This window comes from Litorihabitans aurantiacus (assembly GCF_030161595.1).
Classification (GTDB): Bacteria; Actinomycetota; Actinomycetes; order Actinomycetales; family Beutenbergiaceae; genus Litorihabitans; species Litorihabitans aurantiacus.
In genome coordinates this window covers 2254380-2271487 of the sequence record NZ_BSUM01000001.1, presented here as the reverse complement: position 1 = coordinate 2271487, position 17108 = coordinate 2254380, and the positions used below count along the sequence as shown (strand labels likewise).

The 17108-nt window shown below is 75.2% G+C and carries 14 protein-coding genes; 7 read left to right on the top strand and 7 right to left on the bottom strand.

The window, feature by feature from the left end; genetic code table 11:
* Nucleotides 1-107: 107 nt before the first annotated feature.
* Entirely contained in the window at nucleotides 108-857 is a 750-nt protein-coding gene (locus QQK22_RS10720; protein WP_284250928.1) for an SURF1 family protein, read from the top strand.
* 52 nt (nucleotides 858-909) lie between these two features.
* Here QQK22_RS10720 and QQK22_RS10715 read toward each other — a convergent pair whose 3' ends face one another.
* Nucleotides 910-2649 carry an ABC transporter ATP-binding protein gene (locus QQK22_RS10715; protein WP_284250927.1) on the bottom strand — a complete coding sequence of 580 codons (1740 nt, stop codon included), beginning with the start codon at nucleotides 2647-2649 and terminating at the stop codon, nucleotides 910-912.
* Nucleotides 2646-4496 (bottom strand): ABC transporter ATP-binding protein, encoded by a 1851-nt coding sequence (locus QQK22_RS10710; RefSeq protein ID WP_284250926.1) that lies wholly within the window; start codon nucleotides 4494-4496, stop codon nucleotides 2646-2648. The genes QQK22_RS10715 and QQK22_RS10710 overlap by 4 nt, the downstream gene beginning before the upstream one ends.
* A gap of 123 nt (nucleotides 4497-4619) precedes the next feature.
* Here QQK22_RS10710 and QQK22_RS10705 point away from each other — a divergent pair, with 123 nt between their 5' ends.
* From QQK22_RS10705 to QQK22_RS10695, 3 genes are read left to right on the top strand one after another with little or no spacing between them, the layout of a single operon-like run.
* Complete coding sequence (locus QQK22_RS10705; protein ID WP_284250924.1) at nucleotides 4620-5024, top strand: DUF3817 domain-containing protein; 405 nt, start codon at nucleotides 4620-4622, stop codon at nucleotides 5022-5024.
* 9 nt (nucleotides 5025-5033) lie between these two features.
* On the top strand, nucleotides 5034-6614 hold the full coding sequence (gene guaA / locus QQK22_RS10700) for a glutamine-hydrolyzing GMP synthase (protein ID WP_284250922.1): 1581 nt from the start codon (nucleotides 5034-5036) through the stop codon (nucleotides 6612-6614).
* A 45-nt stretch (nucleotides 6615-6659) separates the two neighbouring features.
* Complete coding sequence (locus tag QQK22_RS10695) at nucleotides 6660-7853, top strand: glycosyltransferase family 4 protein (protein ID WP_284250921.1); 1194 nt, start codon at nucleotides 6660-6662, stop codon at nucleotides 7851-7853.
* 366 nt (nucleotides 7854-8219) lie between these two features.
* Here QQK22_RS10695 and QQK22_RS10690 read toward each other — a convergent pair whose 3' ends face one another.
* The 3 genes from QQK22_RS10690 to QQK22_RS10680 all read right to left on the bottom strand — a co-directional run bounded on the left by QQK22_RS10690 (nucleotide 8220) and on the right by QQK22_RS10680 (nucleotide 10283).
* Nucleotides 8220-8411: a hypothetical protein gene (locus tag QQK22_RS10690; RefSeq protein ID WP_284250920.1), complete on the bottom strand. Its 192-nt coding sequence runs from the start codon at nucleotides 8409-8411 to the stop codon at nucleotides 8220-8222.
* Nucleotides 8412-8532: 121 nt separating this feature from the next.
* The gene (locus QQK22_RS10685) at nucleotides 8533-9417 is read right to left on the bottom strand and encodes a LiaF domain-containing protein (RefSeq protein ID WP_284250919.1); all 885 of its coding nucleotides are present in this window, start codon (nucleotides 9415-9417) and stop codon (nucleotides 8533-8535) included.
* Nucleotides 9402-10283 (bottom strand): PspC domain-containing protein, encoded by an 882-nt coding sequence (locus QQK22_RS10680; protein ID WP_284250918.1) that lies wholly within the window; start codon nucleotides 10281-10283, stop codon nucleotides 9402-9404. Before QQK22_RS10680 ends, QQK22_RS10685 begins: the two co-directional genes overlap by 16 nt.
* 88 nt (nucleotides 10284-10371) lie before the next feature.
* On the opposite strand from QQK22_RS10680, the gene QQK22_RS10675 reads away from it, so the two are divergent.
* From QQK22_RS10675 to QQK22_RS10665, 3 genes are read left to right on the top strand one after another with little or no spacing between them, the layout of a single operon-like run.
* Complete coding sequence (locus QQK22_RS10675) at nucleotides 10372-11712, top strand: ATP-binding protein (RefSeq protein ID WP_284250917.1); 1341 nt, start codon at nucleotides 10372-10374, stop codon at nucleotides 11710-11712.
* Entirely contained in the window at nucleotides 11709-12428 is a 720-nt protein-coding gene (locus QQK22_RS10670) for a response regulator (protein WP_431310151.1), read from the top strand. Before QQK22_RS10675 ends, QQK22_RS10670 begins: the two co-directional genes overlap by 4 nt.
* A 42-nt stretch (nucleotides 12429-12470) precedes the next feature.
* A complete protein-coding gene (locus QQK22_RS10665) occupies nucleotides 12471-14792 on the top strand; it encodes a polysaccharide pyruvyl transferase family protein (RefSeq protein ID WP_284250915.1) in 2322 nt (773 codons plus the stop codon).
* A gap of 79 nt (nucleotides 14793-14871) precedes the next feature.
* Here QQK22_RS10665 and QQK22_RS10660 read toward each other — a convergent pair whose 3' ends face one another.
* Entirely contained in the window at nucleotides 14872-16047 is a 1176-nt protein-coding gene (locus QQK22_RS10660) for an ABC transporter permease (RefSeq protein ID WP_284250914.1), read from the bottom strand.
* Nucleotides 16047-16991 carry an ABC transporter ATP-binding protein gene (locus QQK22_RS10655; RefSeq protein WP_284250913.1) on the bottom strand — a complete coding sequence of 315 codons (945 nt, stop codon included), beginning with the start codon at nucleotides 16989-16991 and terminating at the stop codon, nucleotides 16047-16049. The genes QQK22_RS10660 and QQK22_RS10655 overlap by 1 nt, the downstream gene beginning before the upstream one ends.
* Nucleotides 16992-17108 lie beyond the last annotated feature (117 nt).

Genomic DNA, 17108 nt, shown 5'->3' with positions numbered 1-17108 from the left:
CGACACCGGTCCCGGCCGCGGAGCCTGCCTCCGAACCGGCGCCGTCCGCGGGCAGGCCGCCTCGTCCGGCACCCCGCGAGCTGCTGGCGGCGGCAGGCTCACCGCGCATGCTCGGTCTCCTCGCGCTCATCGTCGTCGCCGCCCTCGTCTGCATCCGCCTCGGGGCGTGGCAGATCGACCGCGCGTTCGAGCGCGCGGACGCGGCGCGCGACGCGGCCGAGGCCGCGCTGTCCGACGCGCCGCCCCGTCCGCTCACCGACGCGCTCGAGCCCGGCGCCCACGTCATGGGCTCGCTCGTCGGCCATCCCCTCGCGGTCACCGGCACGTTCGACCCCGCGGGCCAGCAGCTCGTCCCGGGTCGCGTGGTCGACGGCGAGACGGGCTACCTCGTCGTCACGCCCCTGCGGGTGGAGGCGACGGGCGCGTGGCTCGCCGTCGTGCGCGGGTGGAGCGCCGGCACCGACGACGTGCCGCCCGCGCCCGGCGGCACCGTGACCGTGACCGGGGCCGTCACGGCGGGGGAGGCGTTCGAGAACGCGGCGCTGCCGCCCGGCCAGGTCGACTCGATCAGCCCCGCCTACTTCGCCGGCACGTGGGGGCTGCCGATCTACAACGCCTACCTCGTGCCGAACGAGGCCTCGACCGCCGGGCTGGGCGGACTCGTCGCCGTGCCGGCGCCCTCGCTCGACGGCGGGGGCGGCGTCGACATCCGCAACCTCGCCTACGCGATCGAGTGGTACGTGTTCGGCGCGTTCGCGCTGCTCGTCTGGTACCGCCTGGTGCGGGACGAGGCTCTCGCGCGGCGCGAGGACGCCGAGGTCGACGCGGCCGGTGCGCCCCGGGCCGACGCCCGGTAGACCGCGACCAGGGCATCCGCAGCGCACCCGGCCGGCACGCGACCGGTGCGGACTACTCGCTCTGCCAGGAGTGCCACAGCGCGGCGTAGTCGCCGCCGCGCTCGACGAGGTCGTGGTGCGGGCCGATCTCCGTGATGCGCCCGGCGTCGATGACGGCGACGCGGTCGGCGTCGTGCGCCGTGTACAGGCGGTGGGCGATCGCGACGACGGTGCGCCCCTCGAGCACCCCGGCGAGCGAGGCCTCGAGGTCGCGCGCCTGGCGCGGGTCGATGAGCGAGGTCGCCTCATCGAGCACCAGGGTGTGCGGGTCCAGCAGCACCAGGCGCGCCAGCGCGAGCTGCTGCGCCTGGGCGGGCGTCAGCTCGTGGCTCCCCGAGCCCACCTCGGTGTCGAACCCGGACGGTAGGGCGCGGGCCCACCCGAGTGCGTCGACGGCGCCGAGCGCGGCGGCGATCTCGTCGTCGTCGGCCGCCGGCTTCGCGAGCCGCAGGTTGTCCGCGAGCGTGCCCACGAACACGTGGTGCTCCTGGGTGACCAGGGCGACGTGCCCGCGCAGCTCGTCGAGCGGGAGGTCGACCAGCGGCACCCCGCCGACGGCGACGCGGCCGCCCGTGGGCGGGTGGACACCCGCGAGCATCCGCCCGAACGTCGACTTCCCGGCGCCGGAGGGGCCGACGACCGCGAGGCGCTCGCCGACGGCGAGGTCGAGGTCGATGCCGTGCAGGACGGGGACGCCCTCGCGGTAGGCGTAGGTGACGTCGCTGGCCACGATGTGCTCGTCGTCGGGCTGCTCGTCCGTGGCCGTGCGGTCCGGGGCGACGCGGGAGATCCCGAAGATGCGGGCGAGCGAGACGGTCGCCACCTGGATCTCGTCGACCCAGAAGATGAGCTCCCACACGGGGTTCATCAGCTGCACGGTGTACAGCGCCACGGTCGTGACCGCGCCGACGGTGACCTGCCCCTGCGAGACGAGGTAGCCGCCCCAGAGCAGCACCACGACGCTCGGCAGCCCGAAGGCCATGTCGACGGCGGGGAAGAGCTGCTGGCGCAGCCGCAGGGTGGCCCACTCGGCCTCGACCGTCTCGGCGAGGTCGGCGTCGCCCCGCAGCCGGCGACGGCGCGCGAGCGCCAGCGCCTCGACGGTGCGCGCGCCCTCGACGGTCTCGGTGAAGGTGCCGTTGATCGCGGTGTAGGCGGCCGACTCGCGCAGGTAGGCCGTCGTGGCGCGCGCGAGGTACCGGCGCACGGCGATCAGCAGGATCGGGACGCCGACCACGAGCGCCAGCGCGACCACCCAGCTGGTCAGCGCCGCGGCCACGACGGTCAGGAGGATCGTGGTGACCGCGACGAGCACGCGCGGGATGCCGAAGCGCACGGTGTGCTGCACGCGGTCGACGTCGTTGGTCGTGCGTCCCACGAGGTCGCCCGTGCCCGCCTTCTCGACGGTCGAGAGCGGCAGCGCGGTGATGCGCGCGATGAACTCCTCGCGCAGCTGCGCGAAGATCGTCTCGCCGAGCACCATCGAGGAGCGCTGGGCGAAGCGCACCGTGATCGCCTGGGCGAGCACCGCGACGACCAGTACGAGGACGGCCTGGTCGACGGCGGAGACGTCCGTCCCGCCCACCACGTCGTCGACGATCCGGCCGAGCAGGAACGGGCCGGCGAGACCGGCCGTGGCCGCGAGGCCCTGGAGCAGCCCGACGCGCGTGAAGCCGCCCGCGTGGCGGCGCAGCAGGGCGCCGGCGTCGCGGCGCAGCTGGGGGCCGTCCGCGATGGGGAGCGTGGTGCTCATCGGGCACCTCCCGTCAGTGTCTGCTCGGTCAGGTCGGTCGTGTCGGTCAGGTCGGTCTCGCCCGGCGTCTCGGCGGGCGCGTCGTCGTCGACGCTGCGGCTCACGACGCGCCGGTAGGCCACGGCGGCCTCGGCCCGCGCCCCGGTGACCTCGCCGCGCACCGCGAGCTCGGCGTCGTGCATCAGCTCGTGGTGGCTGCCGCGCGCGGCGACGCGCCCGTCCTCGACCAGCACGACCTCGTCGACCTGGTCCAGCACGAGCGGGCTCGCCGAGACCACGACCGTCGTGCGGCCCTCGCGCGCGGGGCGCAGGCGGCTCGCGATGCGCGCCTCCGTGTGGGCGTCGACGGCGGAGGTCGGCTCGATCAGCACGAGCACCTCCGCGTCGGTCATGAGCGCCCGGGCGAGGGCGACGCGCTGGCGCTGCCCGCCGGAGAGCGAGCGGCCCTTCTCGGCCACGGTGCCGCCCAGGCCGCCGGGGACGGATGTGATGACGTCACCGGCGTCGGCGACCGTCATGGCGTGCGCGACGGCGCCCGAGTCACCGCGCTCGCGCACGTCGAGCTCGTCGGCCAGCACACCGGTGAAGATGCTCGGCGTCGCCTCGGAGACGACGACGCGGCGGCGGACCTCCGACAGGGGGACGTCCGCGAGCGCGACGCCGCCCAGCAGCGGGCTCGCGGCGCCGCCCGCGTCGTCGAACCGTCCCAGGCGCGTGGCGAGCGCGGCCGTCTCGTCGGGGTCGGCCGCCACGAGCGCGACGAACGTCCCGGGCTCGACGCGCAGCCCGCTCGAGGGGTCCTCCAGCACGGCGGGGCCGGTCGGGAGGGTCGACGTCGCGCCGACGTCGGTCACGGCCGGCGGCACGCGCAGCACGTCGAGCACGCGCCGCGCGGCGATGCGGGCGCGCGTGAAGATCTGCACGCCCTGCGTCGCGTCGTTGAGCGGTGCCGTCAGGAACGCGGCGTACCCGTAGAAGGCCACGAGCTCGCCCGGCGCGATGTCGCCCGCGATCGCGAGGCGGGCGCCGTACCAGATGACACCGGCGAGGAAGAGGCCGGGCAGCAGCGTCTGCATCATGTCCAGCAGCGACTGCGTGCCGGCCACGCGCACCCCCGCCTCCCGCACGCGCTGCGACTGCGCGCGGTACCGGGCGGTGAACGCCTCCTCGCCGCCGATGCCGCGCAGGATGCGCAGGCCGGAGACGGTGTCCGCGCCAAGGGTGGTCAGGCGGCCGTTCTGCTCGCGGTGCTCGGCCTGGCGCCGCTGCAGCGGTCGCACGATGATCGCGAGGATCCCGGCCACCAGGGGGATGCCGAGCAGCACCGCCAGACCGAGGGGCGCCGAGGCGTGCAGGAGGATGATCGCGACGGCGACGTAGGCGATGAGCCCGCCGAAGAACCGCCCCGCGAACGCGTAGATCTCGCCGATGCGCGGCGAGTCGGAGGCGACGGTGGCCACGACCTCGCCCGTGGGCAGCGTGCGGCGCACGTTCTCGCCGGTGGCGGCGACCGTGGCCCCCATGAGGTGGATCGTGCCGAGGCACGCGCGCAGCCAGTTCGCGACGTCGACCCGGTGCGCGATCACGCCGGTGAGCGCGCGCAGCACCCACAGGCCGAGCAGCGCGCCGGCCCACGTGAGCAGCGCGGGGGAGATCCCCTGCTCGAGGCCGTCGTCGACGGCGCGGCCGAGCACGTACGGCGCGCCTGCCTGGGTCATGGCGTGCACGACGCCGAGGGCGACACCCGCGACGACGAGGCCCTTCTGCTGACCCGCACGCCACCACAGGTAGCGCCCCACGCCGGAGGTCGGGGCGTGGGACGTGGCGGGGCGGTGGAGCTGGAGCACCGTGCGAGCCTAGGTGAGGTCGCTCCTGGGGTCGCAACGATTTAAGCGACCGCGGACGTGAGGTTCGCGACGGCGGCGCGCACCCGCGACGATCCCGCCGGCGACCTTTGCGAGGATGGGGGCATGAGTCAGCCCGCGCCGTCGTCCCCCGCAGCCGAGCCCGCAGGATCGACCCCCGGCGCTCCCGCCGCGGCCGTGGCGGAGCGGACGCGCAAGCCGTTCGGCCGCTACCGCGTGATGGCGTTCATCACCGGGGCGTTTCTGCTGCTGCTGTGCGTCGAGATGGTGCTGGACTACGTCCTGAAGCTGCCGTGGGTGGACACCTACTTCGGCTGGGTGCCGTTCGTGCACGGCTGGGTCTACGTCGTCTACATCGTGACGGTGTTCGACCTGTGGTCGAAGGCGCGCTGGACCCTGGGGCGGCTCGTTGTCCTGGTGCTCGGCGGCGTCGTGCCCGTCCTGTCGTTCGTCGTGGAGAAGCGCGCGGCGGCCTGGCCGGTGGAGAGCGTGCGCGCGCGTCGCGCCTAAACTGGCCGCGTGACGCAGACCCCCACGGCTACGCCCCGCCCCGTCCTCGTCGTCGACTTCGGTGCGCAGTACGCGCAGCTGATCGCCCGCCGCGTGCGCGAGGCGAAGGTCTACTCCGAGATCGTTCCGCACACCTTCACGGCCGAGCAGATGCTCGCGAAGGACCCGGTGGCGATCATCCTGTCCGGCGGTCCGAGCTCGGTCTACGAGGAGGGTGCGCCGTTCGTCGACCCGGCGATCTTCACCGCCGGTGTCCCGGTGCTCGGCATCTGCTACGGCTTCCAGGCGATGGCCCGCGCGCTCGGCGGCGACGTCGCGCGCACCGGTCTGCGCGAGTACGGCGGCACCGCGATCGACGTCTGCGAGGCGGGCGTGCTCCTGAACGGCTCACCGGCCACGCAGAAGGCGTGGATGAGCCACGGCGACTCGGTCCAGCAGGCGCCCGAGGGCTTCACCGTGCTGGCGACCTCGCTCGGCGCCCCGGTCGCCGCGTTCGAGGACGCGCAGCGCCGCCTGTTCGGCGTGCAGTGGCACCCCGAGGTGCGCCACTCGGCGCACGGCCAGGCCGTGCTCGAGCGCTTCCTGTACGACGGCGCGGGGCTGGCCCCGGACTGGACCCCCGGCAACGTCATCGCCGACCAGGTCGAGGCGATCCGCGCGCAGGTCGGTGACGCACGAGTGATCTGCGGCCTGTCCGGCGGGGTGGACTCCTCTGTCGCCGCGGCCCTCGTGCAGCGCGCAGTCGGCGACCAGCTCACGTGCGTGTTCGTCGACCACGGCCTGCTGCGCAGCGGCGAGGCCGAGCAGGTGGAGGAGGAGTTCGTCGCCTCGACGGGCGTCAACCTCGTCGTCGTCGACGCGCAGCAGCGCTTCCTCGACGCGCTCGCCGGCGTCAGCGACCCCGAGACCAAGCGCAAGATCATCGGTCGCGAGTTCATCCGCGTGTTCGAGCAGGCCGCACGCGACATCGTCGCCGCCGCCGACGCCCACGACGAGGACGTGAAGTTCCTCGTGCAGGGCACGCTGTACCCCGACGTCGTGGAGTCCGGCGGCGGTGAGGGTGCCGCGAACATCAAGAGCCACCACAACGTGGGCGGGCTGCCCGACGACCTCGCGTTCGACCTGGTCGAGCCGCTGCGCACGCTGTTCAAGGACGAGGTGCGCGCCGTGGGCCTCGAGCTCGGGGTGCCCGAGGGCATCGTGTGGCGCCAGCCGTTCCCCGGTCCCGGCCTCGGGATCCGCATCGTCGGCGAGGTCACGCACGAGCGCCTCGAGACGCTGCGCGCGGCGGACGCCATCGCTCGTGAGGAGCTGACGAAGGCCGGACTCGACCGCGAGATCTGGCAGTGCCCGGTCGTGCTCCTGGCCGACGTCCGCTCCGTGGGCGTGCAGGGCGACGGGCGCACCTACGGCCACCCCGTGGTGCTGCGGCCGGTCTCGTCGGAGGACGCGATGACGGCCGACTGGACGCGCGTGCCCTACGACGTGCTGGCCGACATCTCCACCCGCATCACCAACGAGGTCGCCGACGTCAACCGCGTGGTGCTCGACGTGACGAGCAAGCCGCCGGGCACCATCGAGTGGGAGTGAGCCCCGTGGTGGTCGCCGGGCGGGTCGTGGCGTGAGGACGGTGTCGTGAGGATCGTGCACGTCTCGGACTGCTTCGCGCCACGCGTGGGCGGGATCGAGACGCAGGTGGGCGACCTCGCGGCGCACCAGGTGGCCGCGGGGCACGAGGTGCACGTGCTCACCGCGACGGCGGGCGCGCCGGGGGACGACGGCGACGCCCCGGGAGGGGCCGGCGGTGCTGGTGGTGCCGGCGGTGACCGCTACCGGTCGGTCACGACGACGGCGGGCGGCGTCCGCCTGCACCGGATCGCCTCGCGCCTCGTCGCGGGCCTCCCGGTGCACCCGCGGGGGTCCGCGCTGATCGCCCGCCGCCTGCGCGCGCTCGCTCCCGACGTCGTGCACGTGCACGCGGGCGTGCTGTCCCCGTTCGCGTTCCAGGGCGCACGCTCGGCGCGGGCCGCGCGGCTCCCGCTCGCGATCACCTGGCACTGCATGCTCGACGGCGTCGAGGCTCCGCTGCGGTTCGGCGCCCGGGCGCTGCGCTGGGACGGGGAGAGCGCGGCGCTCTCGGCCGTCAGCGACGTCGCGGCGCAGCGGGTGGCGCACGCGTTCCCCGTGGAGGGTGCGCCGGGCGAGGTGGGGGTGCTGCCGAACGGTCTGGACGTCGCCGCCTGGGCACCCGCGGGCGAGGCGCGCGCGGACGACGGCGTGCTCCGCCTGGTCGCGACGCAGCGGGTCGCGCCGCGCAAGCGCACCCGCACGCTGGTGCGCACGCTGGCCGGGGCGCGCGAGGTGCTGGGGAGCGGCGCCGTCGAGCTGAGCATCGCGGGGGACGGGCCCGACGTCGCCGCCGTGCGCCGCGAGGCGGAGCGGCTCGGGGTGGCGGACGCGGTGCACCTGCTCGGGCGCGTGCCGCGCGGCGACCTGCCGGCGCTGTACGCGCGGCACGACGCCTTCGTCTCACCCGCGCGGCTGGAGGCCTTCGGCATCGCCGCGCTGGAGGCCCGGACGTCGGGGCTGCCCGTGGTGGCGCTGGCCGGCACCGGCATCACGTCGTTCGTCACGGACGAGCGCGAGGGTCTGCTGGCCGACGACGACGCCGGGCTGGTGGCCGCCGTCGTGCGCCTGGCGCGCGAGGAGGGCCTGCGGGAGCGGATCGCGGCCCACAACCGGGCGGTGCCGCCCGCGGCGGACTGGCGCGACGTGCTGGCCGCGGCGGAGCGGGAGTACGCCCGCGCCCGCCGGCTGCTGCCCTTCTGACTCCGGGGGCGTGTGGTGCCGGCGCCGCCGCCGTTCCTGAACTGCGGGCGCCGCCGCCGTCCCTGAACTGCCGGCGCCGCCGCTATCCGCTGCTGCTTCCGCCGGCTGCTGCCGAGGCCGGCTGCTGCTGCCGCCCACCACCTCGCCCCGTGCGCACTTTCTGCTGCTTCGCGGCCGGTGAAGCAGCAGAAAGTGCGCACGGTGCGGTGGTCGGGGTGGACCGGGTGGACCGGGTTGGACCGGGTTGGACCGGGTGGCGCGGTGGCCAGGGTGGCCGGGGTGAGCGTTCGCTGCGCACGAATGGGGTCTTCAACACGGCTGAAGACCCCATTCGTGCGCAGCGAACCGGTGGTGGCGGCTGAGGCCTCAGCGGCGCCGGGCTCGCGCGGCGCCCAGCACCGCGGTCAGCAGGAGCAGCCCGCCGGCGGCGGCCAGCCCGATGATGGCGGCCAGCTCGAGGTCCAGGGAGATCCCGGTGGAGGCCACGATCGTCAGGACCCCGACGGCGATCACGAGCAGTCCCCAGATCACGGTCCCCGGCCGCGGGCCGCGGGACACCGGCCGAGCCTCCCAGCCGCCTCGGCCGCGCCCCGCGGACGGGTGCCACGGGTGCCCGTACCCCGGGTAGCCGTACCCGCTGCCGCCCTGCCCGTCGGACCCCTGCTCGCCGGACGCCTGCTCACCGGACCCGTGCCCGGTGTATCCGCGGCCCGTGTAGCCGTGCCACGGCGCACCCCGCCCGGGGCCAGCCCATCCGGGAGCGCTCGCGCCGGGACTGCGGCGCTCGGCGTCGGGCGCCCCTGTCGCCCCACTGCCGCTGCCGGCACCGTCGGCGCCTGTGAACTGGCCGAACCGGACGAACCCGCCGGGATCGCCCGGGTCGCCGGCACGCTGGGTCTCGTCGGGGCGGTCGCCCCCGGGCGTCGTGCTCATGCGTCGGCCTCCGTGATCGTGACGTCGCCGGCCCCGACCCGCAGGTCGAGCACCAGCTGGGGGTGGCTCCGGCGTCGACGCCGGAGGTCGTGTAGACGAGGTCGTCCGCGATGCGACCGGACGCCTGCTCGGACTGCCCGTCGACCGTCCAGCTCACCTGACCCGCGAACACGTCGATCTCGGCACGCACGTCGGCACCCGCGGGGACGACCACCTCGACCTCACCCGCGTTGACGGAGACGGGCACGGTCAGGGTGGTGGCCGTCAGCGGGACCGCCGTGAGGTCCACGCGGGCGTTCCCCGCGCCCAGCCGCACGCCCTCCGCGGCGGCGTCGCGCGTCGTCGGGGTGACGTCGGCCTCGCCGAACGCCTGGGTCGCGGACCAGTCCCAGCCCCACCCCTGCGCCTGGGTCACGGCCGACGGCGCGGCGACCAGACCGACGATCGCGAGCAGCGACAGCACGCCGCTGCGGCGTCCGCGCAGCCCGGTCACCACGATCCCGGCACCGACGAGCACGACGACGACGCCGATCGCGAGCGCCCACCCCGTCCCGGCGATCGCCCCGGTGCGGTTCGCGAGCAGCAGCCCGGCGACGGCGAGCACCGCCAGCGCCGTCACGACGGCGACCATCCCGCCCCCGGTCCGCGCACCCGGGCGGGGACCGGCCAGGAGCCGCCCGTGGCGGGGGCGGGACCGTCGGGGTCGCCCGGTGTCGTGGCCGAGGACGTACCCGCGCTGCCGGACGCGCGGGACGCGGTCGGCGCGGCGGGCTCGGGGGAGCCGTAGGGATCGGTGAGGTCCTGCACCGTGGGCGCGGGTGACGTGGCGGCGGGCGACGGCGTCCCCCACGACGGGTCGGCGGTGGCGCTCGTCGTCGCCCGGGCGTCCGGGCCCGCACCCGTCGCGCCGGACCCGGCGCTGCCGCCGGCGGCGCCGCCGGGGCCTCGGCCCCGTCCACGAGCACCCGCACGCCCGCCGCGGTGGTGGTGCCAGGCGATCCAGGCAGCGAGCGCCACGATCGCGAACCCGCCGCCGCGCAGCCCGCCCCACGCGCCGTCGCCGACCCAGCCGAGACCGATCCAGCGGCCCGGTCCGACGCCGGCCAGCACCATGAGGCCGATCCCGACGAGCGCGACGTCGACGTTGCCGCGCAGCGCCCGCTCGGCGTGGATGCGGCCGTCCGGTTCCGGCAGGAGCGCCCACGCGACGCCGTAGGCCAGGAAACCGATGCCGCCCAGCACGAGCGACGCGGCGAACAACCCGCGCACCACGAGCGGGTCGAGGTTCCAGCGGGTGGCGAGGCCGCCGGCGACCCCGCCGATCCAGCGCGGCTCGCTGCGGGTGATGCCGAGGAGCGCAGCCGGGTCCAGAACGGTGCGGGCGACGGCGTCGTCCCGCTCGGGTCGGCGGGCGACGGCGGTGTGGCCGGCGGTGTCGCCGGCGGGGGCGAGGAGGACATGGCTCCAGCCTGGCCGCCCCGCGTGCTCCGGGACCATGGGGGACCGCCCTGATCATCGGCGCCTCAGACCCTGAGATCGCGCCGCGCGGCTGTCCGGGGTCCGCCGGGCGTGCCACGATCGAGCGGTGACCTCCTCCGCCCCTCCCGCGACGCCCGGCGCCGGGCGTGCCGCCGCGCCGGCACGCCCGAGCCTGCTGCGGCCGACGCGCGACCGCTGGGTGGCAGGGGTCGGCGCGGGCATGGCCGCGCACCTCGGGCTCGACGTCCGCATCGTCCGCGCCGGGCTGGCGCTCGCGACGCTGCTCGGCGGCGCCGGCGTCGTGGCCTACCTGTTCTGGTGGGTCACGGTGCCGAGCGGGGAACCGGGGCGGCCCGCCGCGCCGCCGGCCTGGACCCGGCTGTCGAAGCCGCTGACGAACGGCCAGACCGGCGCGGGGCGGCGCGGGATCGCGGTGAGCGACGTCGTCGTCGCCCTGGGCCTGCTCGCCGTCGCCGCCCTGCTTCTCGCCTCGCGTGTGGGGGAGGGGACCGGCCCGCGCTGGGTCGTCCCCGTGCTGCTGCTGCTCGCCGGGGCCGCCCTCGCCTGGAGCGAGCTCGACGCGCGGCGCCCCGCGTCCGCGGCGGGGCCGGGATCGGCCGGCATGTCGGGCGCCACCTCCGCCACGGGGCGGGGACGCGTCGGCGCCGCCCGCCTCTCCGGCGGCATCGCGATCACCGCCACCGGGGTGTTCCTGCTCGTCGGGCAGCGCGCCGAACCCATGGTGATGGTGCAGTCGGCGCTCGCGGCGATCGCCGTGCTGGCCGGCGTCGCGCTCGTGCTCGCGCCCTGGTGGCTGCGCCTGGTGCGCGAGCTCGGGGACGCCCGCGCCGAGCGCGAGCGCGAGTCCGAGCGCGCCGACATCGCCGCGCACCTGCACGACTCCGTGCTGCAGACCCTCGCGCTGATCCGCACCCGCTCCAGCGAGCCCGAGGTGGTGCGCCTCGCGCGCGCCCAGGAGCGCGACCTGCGCTCGTGGCTCTACGACGACCGGGCGCCCGCGGCGACATCGTTCGCGGTGCAGGTCAAGGAGGTGGTCGCCGAGATCGAGGACACGCGCACCCACGCCGACGGCACCGCGCCCCAGATCGAGACGGTCGTCGTCGGCGACGTCGTCCCGACGGAGGGGACCCACGCCGTCCTCGCGGCGACGCGCGAGGCGCTGCTGAACGCCGTCGCGCACGGCCGCCCGCCCGTCTCCGTCTACCTCGAGGCCGCCGACGGCGCGGTGGAGGTCTTCGTCCGCGACCACGGCGACGGGTTCGACCCCGAGGAGATCCCGTCCGACCGGTTCGGCGTGCGCGAGTCCATCCTGGGCCGCATCCGGCGGCGCGGCGGCGAGGCCGGGGTGCGGGACGTGCCCGACGGCGGCACCGAGGTACGGATCCATCTCCCCCGAACGGTTCGGGGCGAGGGCGAGGAGCGATGAGCGTGACCAGCACGAGTGCGACCACCGGCACAGCCACCGACACCACGGCGGAGCCACGGGTGCCCGTCGTCCTCGTCGACGACCACGACATGTTCCGCGCCGGGGTGCGCGCGTCCCTGGACACCCGGCTCCAGGTGGTCGGCGAGGCGGCCGACGTCGAGTCCGCCGCCCGCGTCGTGCGCGAGCGGCGCCCCGCCGTCGTGCTCCTGGACGTCCACCTGCCCGGGGGCGACGGCGGGGGTGGCGCCGAGGTGGCGCGCCGCTGCGCCGACCTGGCGCCCGACGTGCGCTTCCTCGCGCTGTCGGTGAGCGACGCCGCGGAGGACGTCGTCGGCGTCATCCGTGCCGGCGCCCGCGGGTACGTCACCAAGTCCATCGGCCCGGAGGCGCTGTGCGACGCCGTCGTGCGCGTGGCCGGGGGAGACGCCGTGTTCTCGCCGCGGCTCGCGGGCTTCGTGCTGGACGCGTTCGGCGCGGTCGGGGTGGCGGGTGTGGCCGAGCAGGCCGCGGGCGACGACGAGCTCGACCGCCTGACGGCGCGCGAGCGCGAGGTGATGCGCCTCATCGCCCGGGGCCGCTCCTACCGGGAGGTCGCGGGCGAGCTGTTCATCTCGATCAAGACGGTCGAGACCCACGTCTCGGCAGTGCTGCGCAAGCTGCAGCTGTCCTCGCGCTACGAGCTCACGCGGTGGGCGGCGGACCGGCGCCTCCTGTGACACGGGGCACCCGCGGCTGTTCGAGCCGCTAGGCTCGCCGTCATGCGTGTTGCGGTCCTGGGAGACGTCGGGCAGCGCGTGTACCACGTCGGCGACGAGGCCATGACGCATGCGGTGGTCCACGCGCTGAGCACGCGATCCCACACACCGGTCCTGCTGACCCGCGACCTCGAGGACACCCGCGCCCGCTTCGGCCCCGACGTCGAGGCCCGTCCCACGCTCGAGTTCCCCTGGGCGCCGGCCGACCGCGAGCGCTACCTCGACGAGATCCACGACCTGCTCGCCGGTGACTCCTCGGCGCTCCCGCGGAGCGACCAGATCCACGCGTTCCGCGACGCCCTCGCCTCGTGCGACGCCCTGGTGATCGCGGGCGGCGGCAACATGAACTCGCGCTACGGCTGGCTCCTGCACGAGCGGCTGGCGGCCCTCGCCGTCGCGCGCTCGCTCGGCCTGCCCGCCGTGGTGACGGGGCAGACCGTGGGACCGGCGCTCTCCCGTGCCGACGTCGCCGCGCTGCGCGCGGGGCTGGAGGGTGTGCTCGCCGTCGGCGCGCGCGAGGACGCGACCCACGCCCTGCTGACGCGACTCGTGCCCGGTGCGCCGGTCCACCGCGTGCTCGACGACGCGAGCTTCCTGGCCGACGTCCCCGTCCCGGGCAGCGTCGAGGCGGCGACGCAGGATCCGCCCTCCTCGGCCGGAGCCGTCGTCGTCACGATCGCCGCGGGCAGCCTCGGGGTCGACGACGCCGCACTGCCCCGCGTCGTCGCGGCCCTGGACGTGCTCGCCGCGAGCGTCGGGGCGCCCGTCCATCTCGTGCCCCACATGGCTGTGCCGGGTACGCGCGGCGGGGACGTCGAGATCCACGACCGCATCGCGGCGGCGCTCCGGGCGCCCGCGGTCTCCCTGCCGATCGAGCACGCGCTGGTCGCAGCGCGGCGGGCCCGGGAGGCCGCCGTCGTGGTGACGACGCGCTACCACCCGGCCGTCTTCGCCTGCGAGGCGGGCGTGCCGGTCCTCGGGATCGCTCCCGACGAGTTCAGCCGCGTGCGGCTCGAGGGCGCCCTCGAGCGCTGGGGGGTGCGCGGCGCCGTCGTCGACCTCGAGGACGTGGAGACCGACGCCGACCTGCTGCGGGTGCGGCTGCTGGCCCTCGCGGAGCGCCGGTCCGAGGTGTCCGCCGCCCTCGCGGCGGCTCGCGAAGGCGCACGGGGCGCTGCCGAGGCGACCTGGGACGCGTTCGTCGCGGTGCTCGCGGCGGGGGCGTCGGATGACGCCACCGCGCCGTTCCCCGAGCTGCCCGAGCCGGGGCCTGTCCAGATGGTCGCCGCCGAGGGTGCCGGCGCCGAGGAGCGCCCGCCCGCCGTCAGCATCGTGGTGCGCACGAAGGACCGGCCGACGATGCTCGCCCGCGCCCTGGACGACATCGCGGCGCAGACGTTCGCGCGCGCCGAGGTGATCGTCGTCAACGACGCCGGGGACCGGGAGGCGGTCGACGACGTCGTCGCCTCGGCCGTCGGGCTCGAGGGCCGGCTGCGCGTGCTGCACCGCAGCGTCTCGACCGGGATGGAGGCGGCCTCGAACGCGGGCCTGGAGCTGGCGAGTGCCGAGCTCGTCGCGATCCACGACGACGACGACACCTGGCACGAGGCGTTCCTCGCGCGCACCGTCCGCCACCTGCGCGACCACCCCGACGAGCTGGCCGTGGCGGTGCGGACCTGCATCGTGTGGGAGACGACGCGGTCGCAGGAGGAGTGCGCGCGGATCGAGGACGGATCGGGGGACGAGCTCGACGAGGAGCCCGCCGGCCCCCTGCGCGAGGTCGGCCGGGAGATCTTCGAGCCGGATCTGCGTCTCGTGACGGTCCACGACCTCATGCGCTACAACCGCATGGTGCCCATCAGCATGCTGCTGCGGCGCTCGGCCCTGGAGCGGGTCGGCAACTTCGACTCCTCGCTGCACGTGGTCGGTGACTGGGAGTTCAACCTGCGGCTCGCCGCGATCGCGCCCGTCACCGTCCTGCACGAGGAGCCGCTCGCGTTCTGGCACCAGCGCCGCGACGCGACCGGGTCGCTCGCCAACAGCGTCATCGCCTCGGCGGACGCGCACCGGGACGTCGACCTCCGGCTCCGGGACGAGAAGCTCCGCCGCCACATCGAGGAGCACGGCGACGGCGACCTCATGTACCTCACGCGCTTCATGCACGAGCGGTACGAGGAGCTGACCGGACGTCTGGTTCACCTCGAGCGGCAGCTCGACGAGATCGCCCACGCCACGCGCGACGCCGGGGTCGTCGGACTCGCGCGCCGCAAGTACTGGGGTGCGCGCACCCGACTGACCGACCGCCTGCGTCGTCGGCGCGTCTGAGCGCCCACCGAGCACGCCGACGGGCGCCGACCCTCGTGGGGTCGGCGCCCGTCGGCGTCCCGGGAGTCGGTCGTGCGACTCAGGCGCCGCCGCGCAGCGCCTCGCGCAGCGGGACCCGCGAGCCCATCCGCAGCAGCGAGTTGGTGTAGATCTTGCTCGCGAGGGTGATGACCACGAAGGTCGCCAGCGCCAGGACCCCGAGGGAGACCAGCGGCTCCCACCACGCGGCCTCGCCGAAGAACAGGCGGACCGGCATCGCGACCGGTGCGGTGAACGGCACGTAGGACATCACCGCCATGCCGACGGGGTTGTCCGAGAGGAACACCACCCCGAAGTACGGCAGCATGATCAGCATCATCGCGGGAGTCATCACCGATCCGGTGTCCTCCTGCCGCGAGACGAGGGACGCGCCGCCGGCGAAGATGCCGGCGATGAGCACGAATCCGAACAGGAAGAAGATCACGAACCAGATCAGCGGGGCCGAGAGCAGGTCCAGCAGCGCCCCCTGACCCGTCACCGCGAGACCGAGGGCGGCCACGGCCGCCATCGCGGCGGCGTTGCCCACACCGATCACGCTGTTGCCGAGCACCTTGCCTGCCATCAGCGACCGTGCCGGGACGGCGGCGAGCAGGATCTCCACCACGCGGGACTGCTTCTCCTGCACCGTGTTCTGCACGATCATCGCGCCCGAACCGATCGCCGTGATCATGAAGACGAAGCCGAACGCGGCGCCGATGAGGAACCGCAGGTTGTCGGAGGTGTCGCTCGGCTCGAGGATCTCCACCTCGGGTGAGACCGACAGGGCCTGCACGACGTCGGCGGGAGCCTCCTCGAGGGCGATGACCCGGACGCCCGACGGCGCGTCGGCGTCGGCGACGACGGCGGCCTCCACCTCGCCCGAGCGGACGAGCTCCTGCGCGGCCTCGACGTCGTCGGCCGGGACCGGCGTCAGCGTCGCGGCGCCGGCGACGATCTCGCTCGCGTCACCGACGACGGCGACGTCGACCGGCTCGGGCTCGTCACCCGCGCTCGGGCCGAAGATCGAGGAGGCGATGATCCCGCCGAGGATCAGCACGAGGGTGATGATCGTGGAGATCACGAACGACTTGGTGCGGACCTGCGTGGAGATCTCGCGCTCGGCCACGAGCTTGGTGGCGTTCCAGGCGCTGACGGGCGCGCCGTCGTCGGCGGTCGGTCCTGACGGGTTGTCCGGACGTGCTGCCGTGGGTCGGGGGTCGGTGGTGAGGTTGGACATCAGGCGGCCTCCTCGCTGGTCGTGGACGTCGTGGCGTCGGGGTCGTCGTCGTGCCGGGGCTGGTCCACGACGATGTCGCGGAAGATCTCGCCGAGGGTGGGGCGCACGGGACGGAAGGTCGCCACCTCGCCGCGTGCGACGGCGTCGCGCAGCACCTGCTGCGCGACCTCGGGGCTCGCGCTGAAGACCGCGTGGTCGCCGGCGAGCTCGTCCACCTCGACACCGGGGATCTCACGCACCCAGCCGGTGTCGCTGCCGGCGGCGAGCTCCCACCGGTCGCCGGAGTGCGCGTCGCGCAGCTCCTCGCGGGTGCCGGTCGCCCGGATCTCCCCGCCCGCGATGATCACGAGGTCGTCGCACAGGCGCTCGACGACGTCGAGCTGGTGGGAGGAGAACAGCACGGGGATGCCGCGGGCGGCGTGCTCGCCGATGACCGTGACGACCTCGTCGACCGCGAGCGGGTCGAGGCCGGAGAACGGCTCGTCCATGATCAGCACGTCGGGGTCGTGCACGAGCGCCGCGGCGACCTGGACGCGCTGCTGGTTCCCGAGCGAGAGGGACTCGAGCTTGTCCTTCGCGCGCGGACCGAGGCCGAGGCGCTCCAGCAGGTCACCCGCGCGCCGCTTCGCGCCCGACTTGTCGATGCCGTGCAGCCGCGCGAGGTAGGTCAGCTGCTCACCGATCTCCATCTTCGGGTACAGCCCGCGCTCCTCCGGCATGTAGCCGAACGTGCGCAGGGCGGCACCGTCGATGGGGCGCCCGTCCAGGGTGACCTCACCCCGGCTCGCCCGCAGCACCCCGAGCAGGATGCGCATCGTGGTGGTCTTGCCGGCCCCGTTGCCGCCGACGAAGCCGGTGAGGCGGCCGCGCTGGACGTCGAAGCTGAGGTCGGTGAGCACCTCTCGGGTGCCGAAGCTCTTGCTGACGCCGTGGAGGCTGATCATCGCGTCTCCCTCTCGCTGGTGGATGCCTCCACGCTAGGGACGTCGTGCCCGCCGCGGCTCAGCCGCACGGGTGAATCTCGCTCTCCGCCGCGCGGCGGAGACGCGGTCGACCCGGGG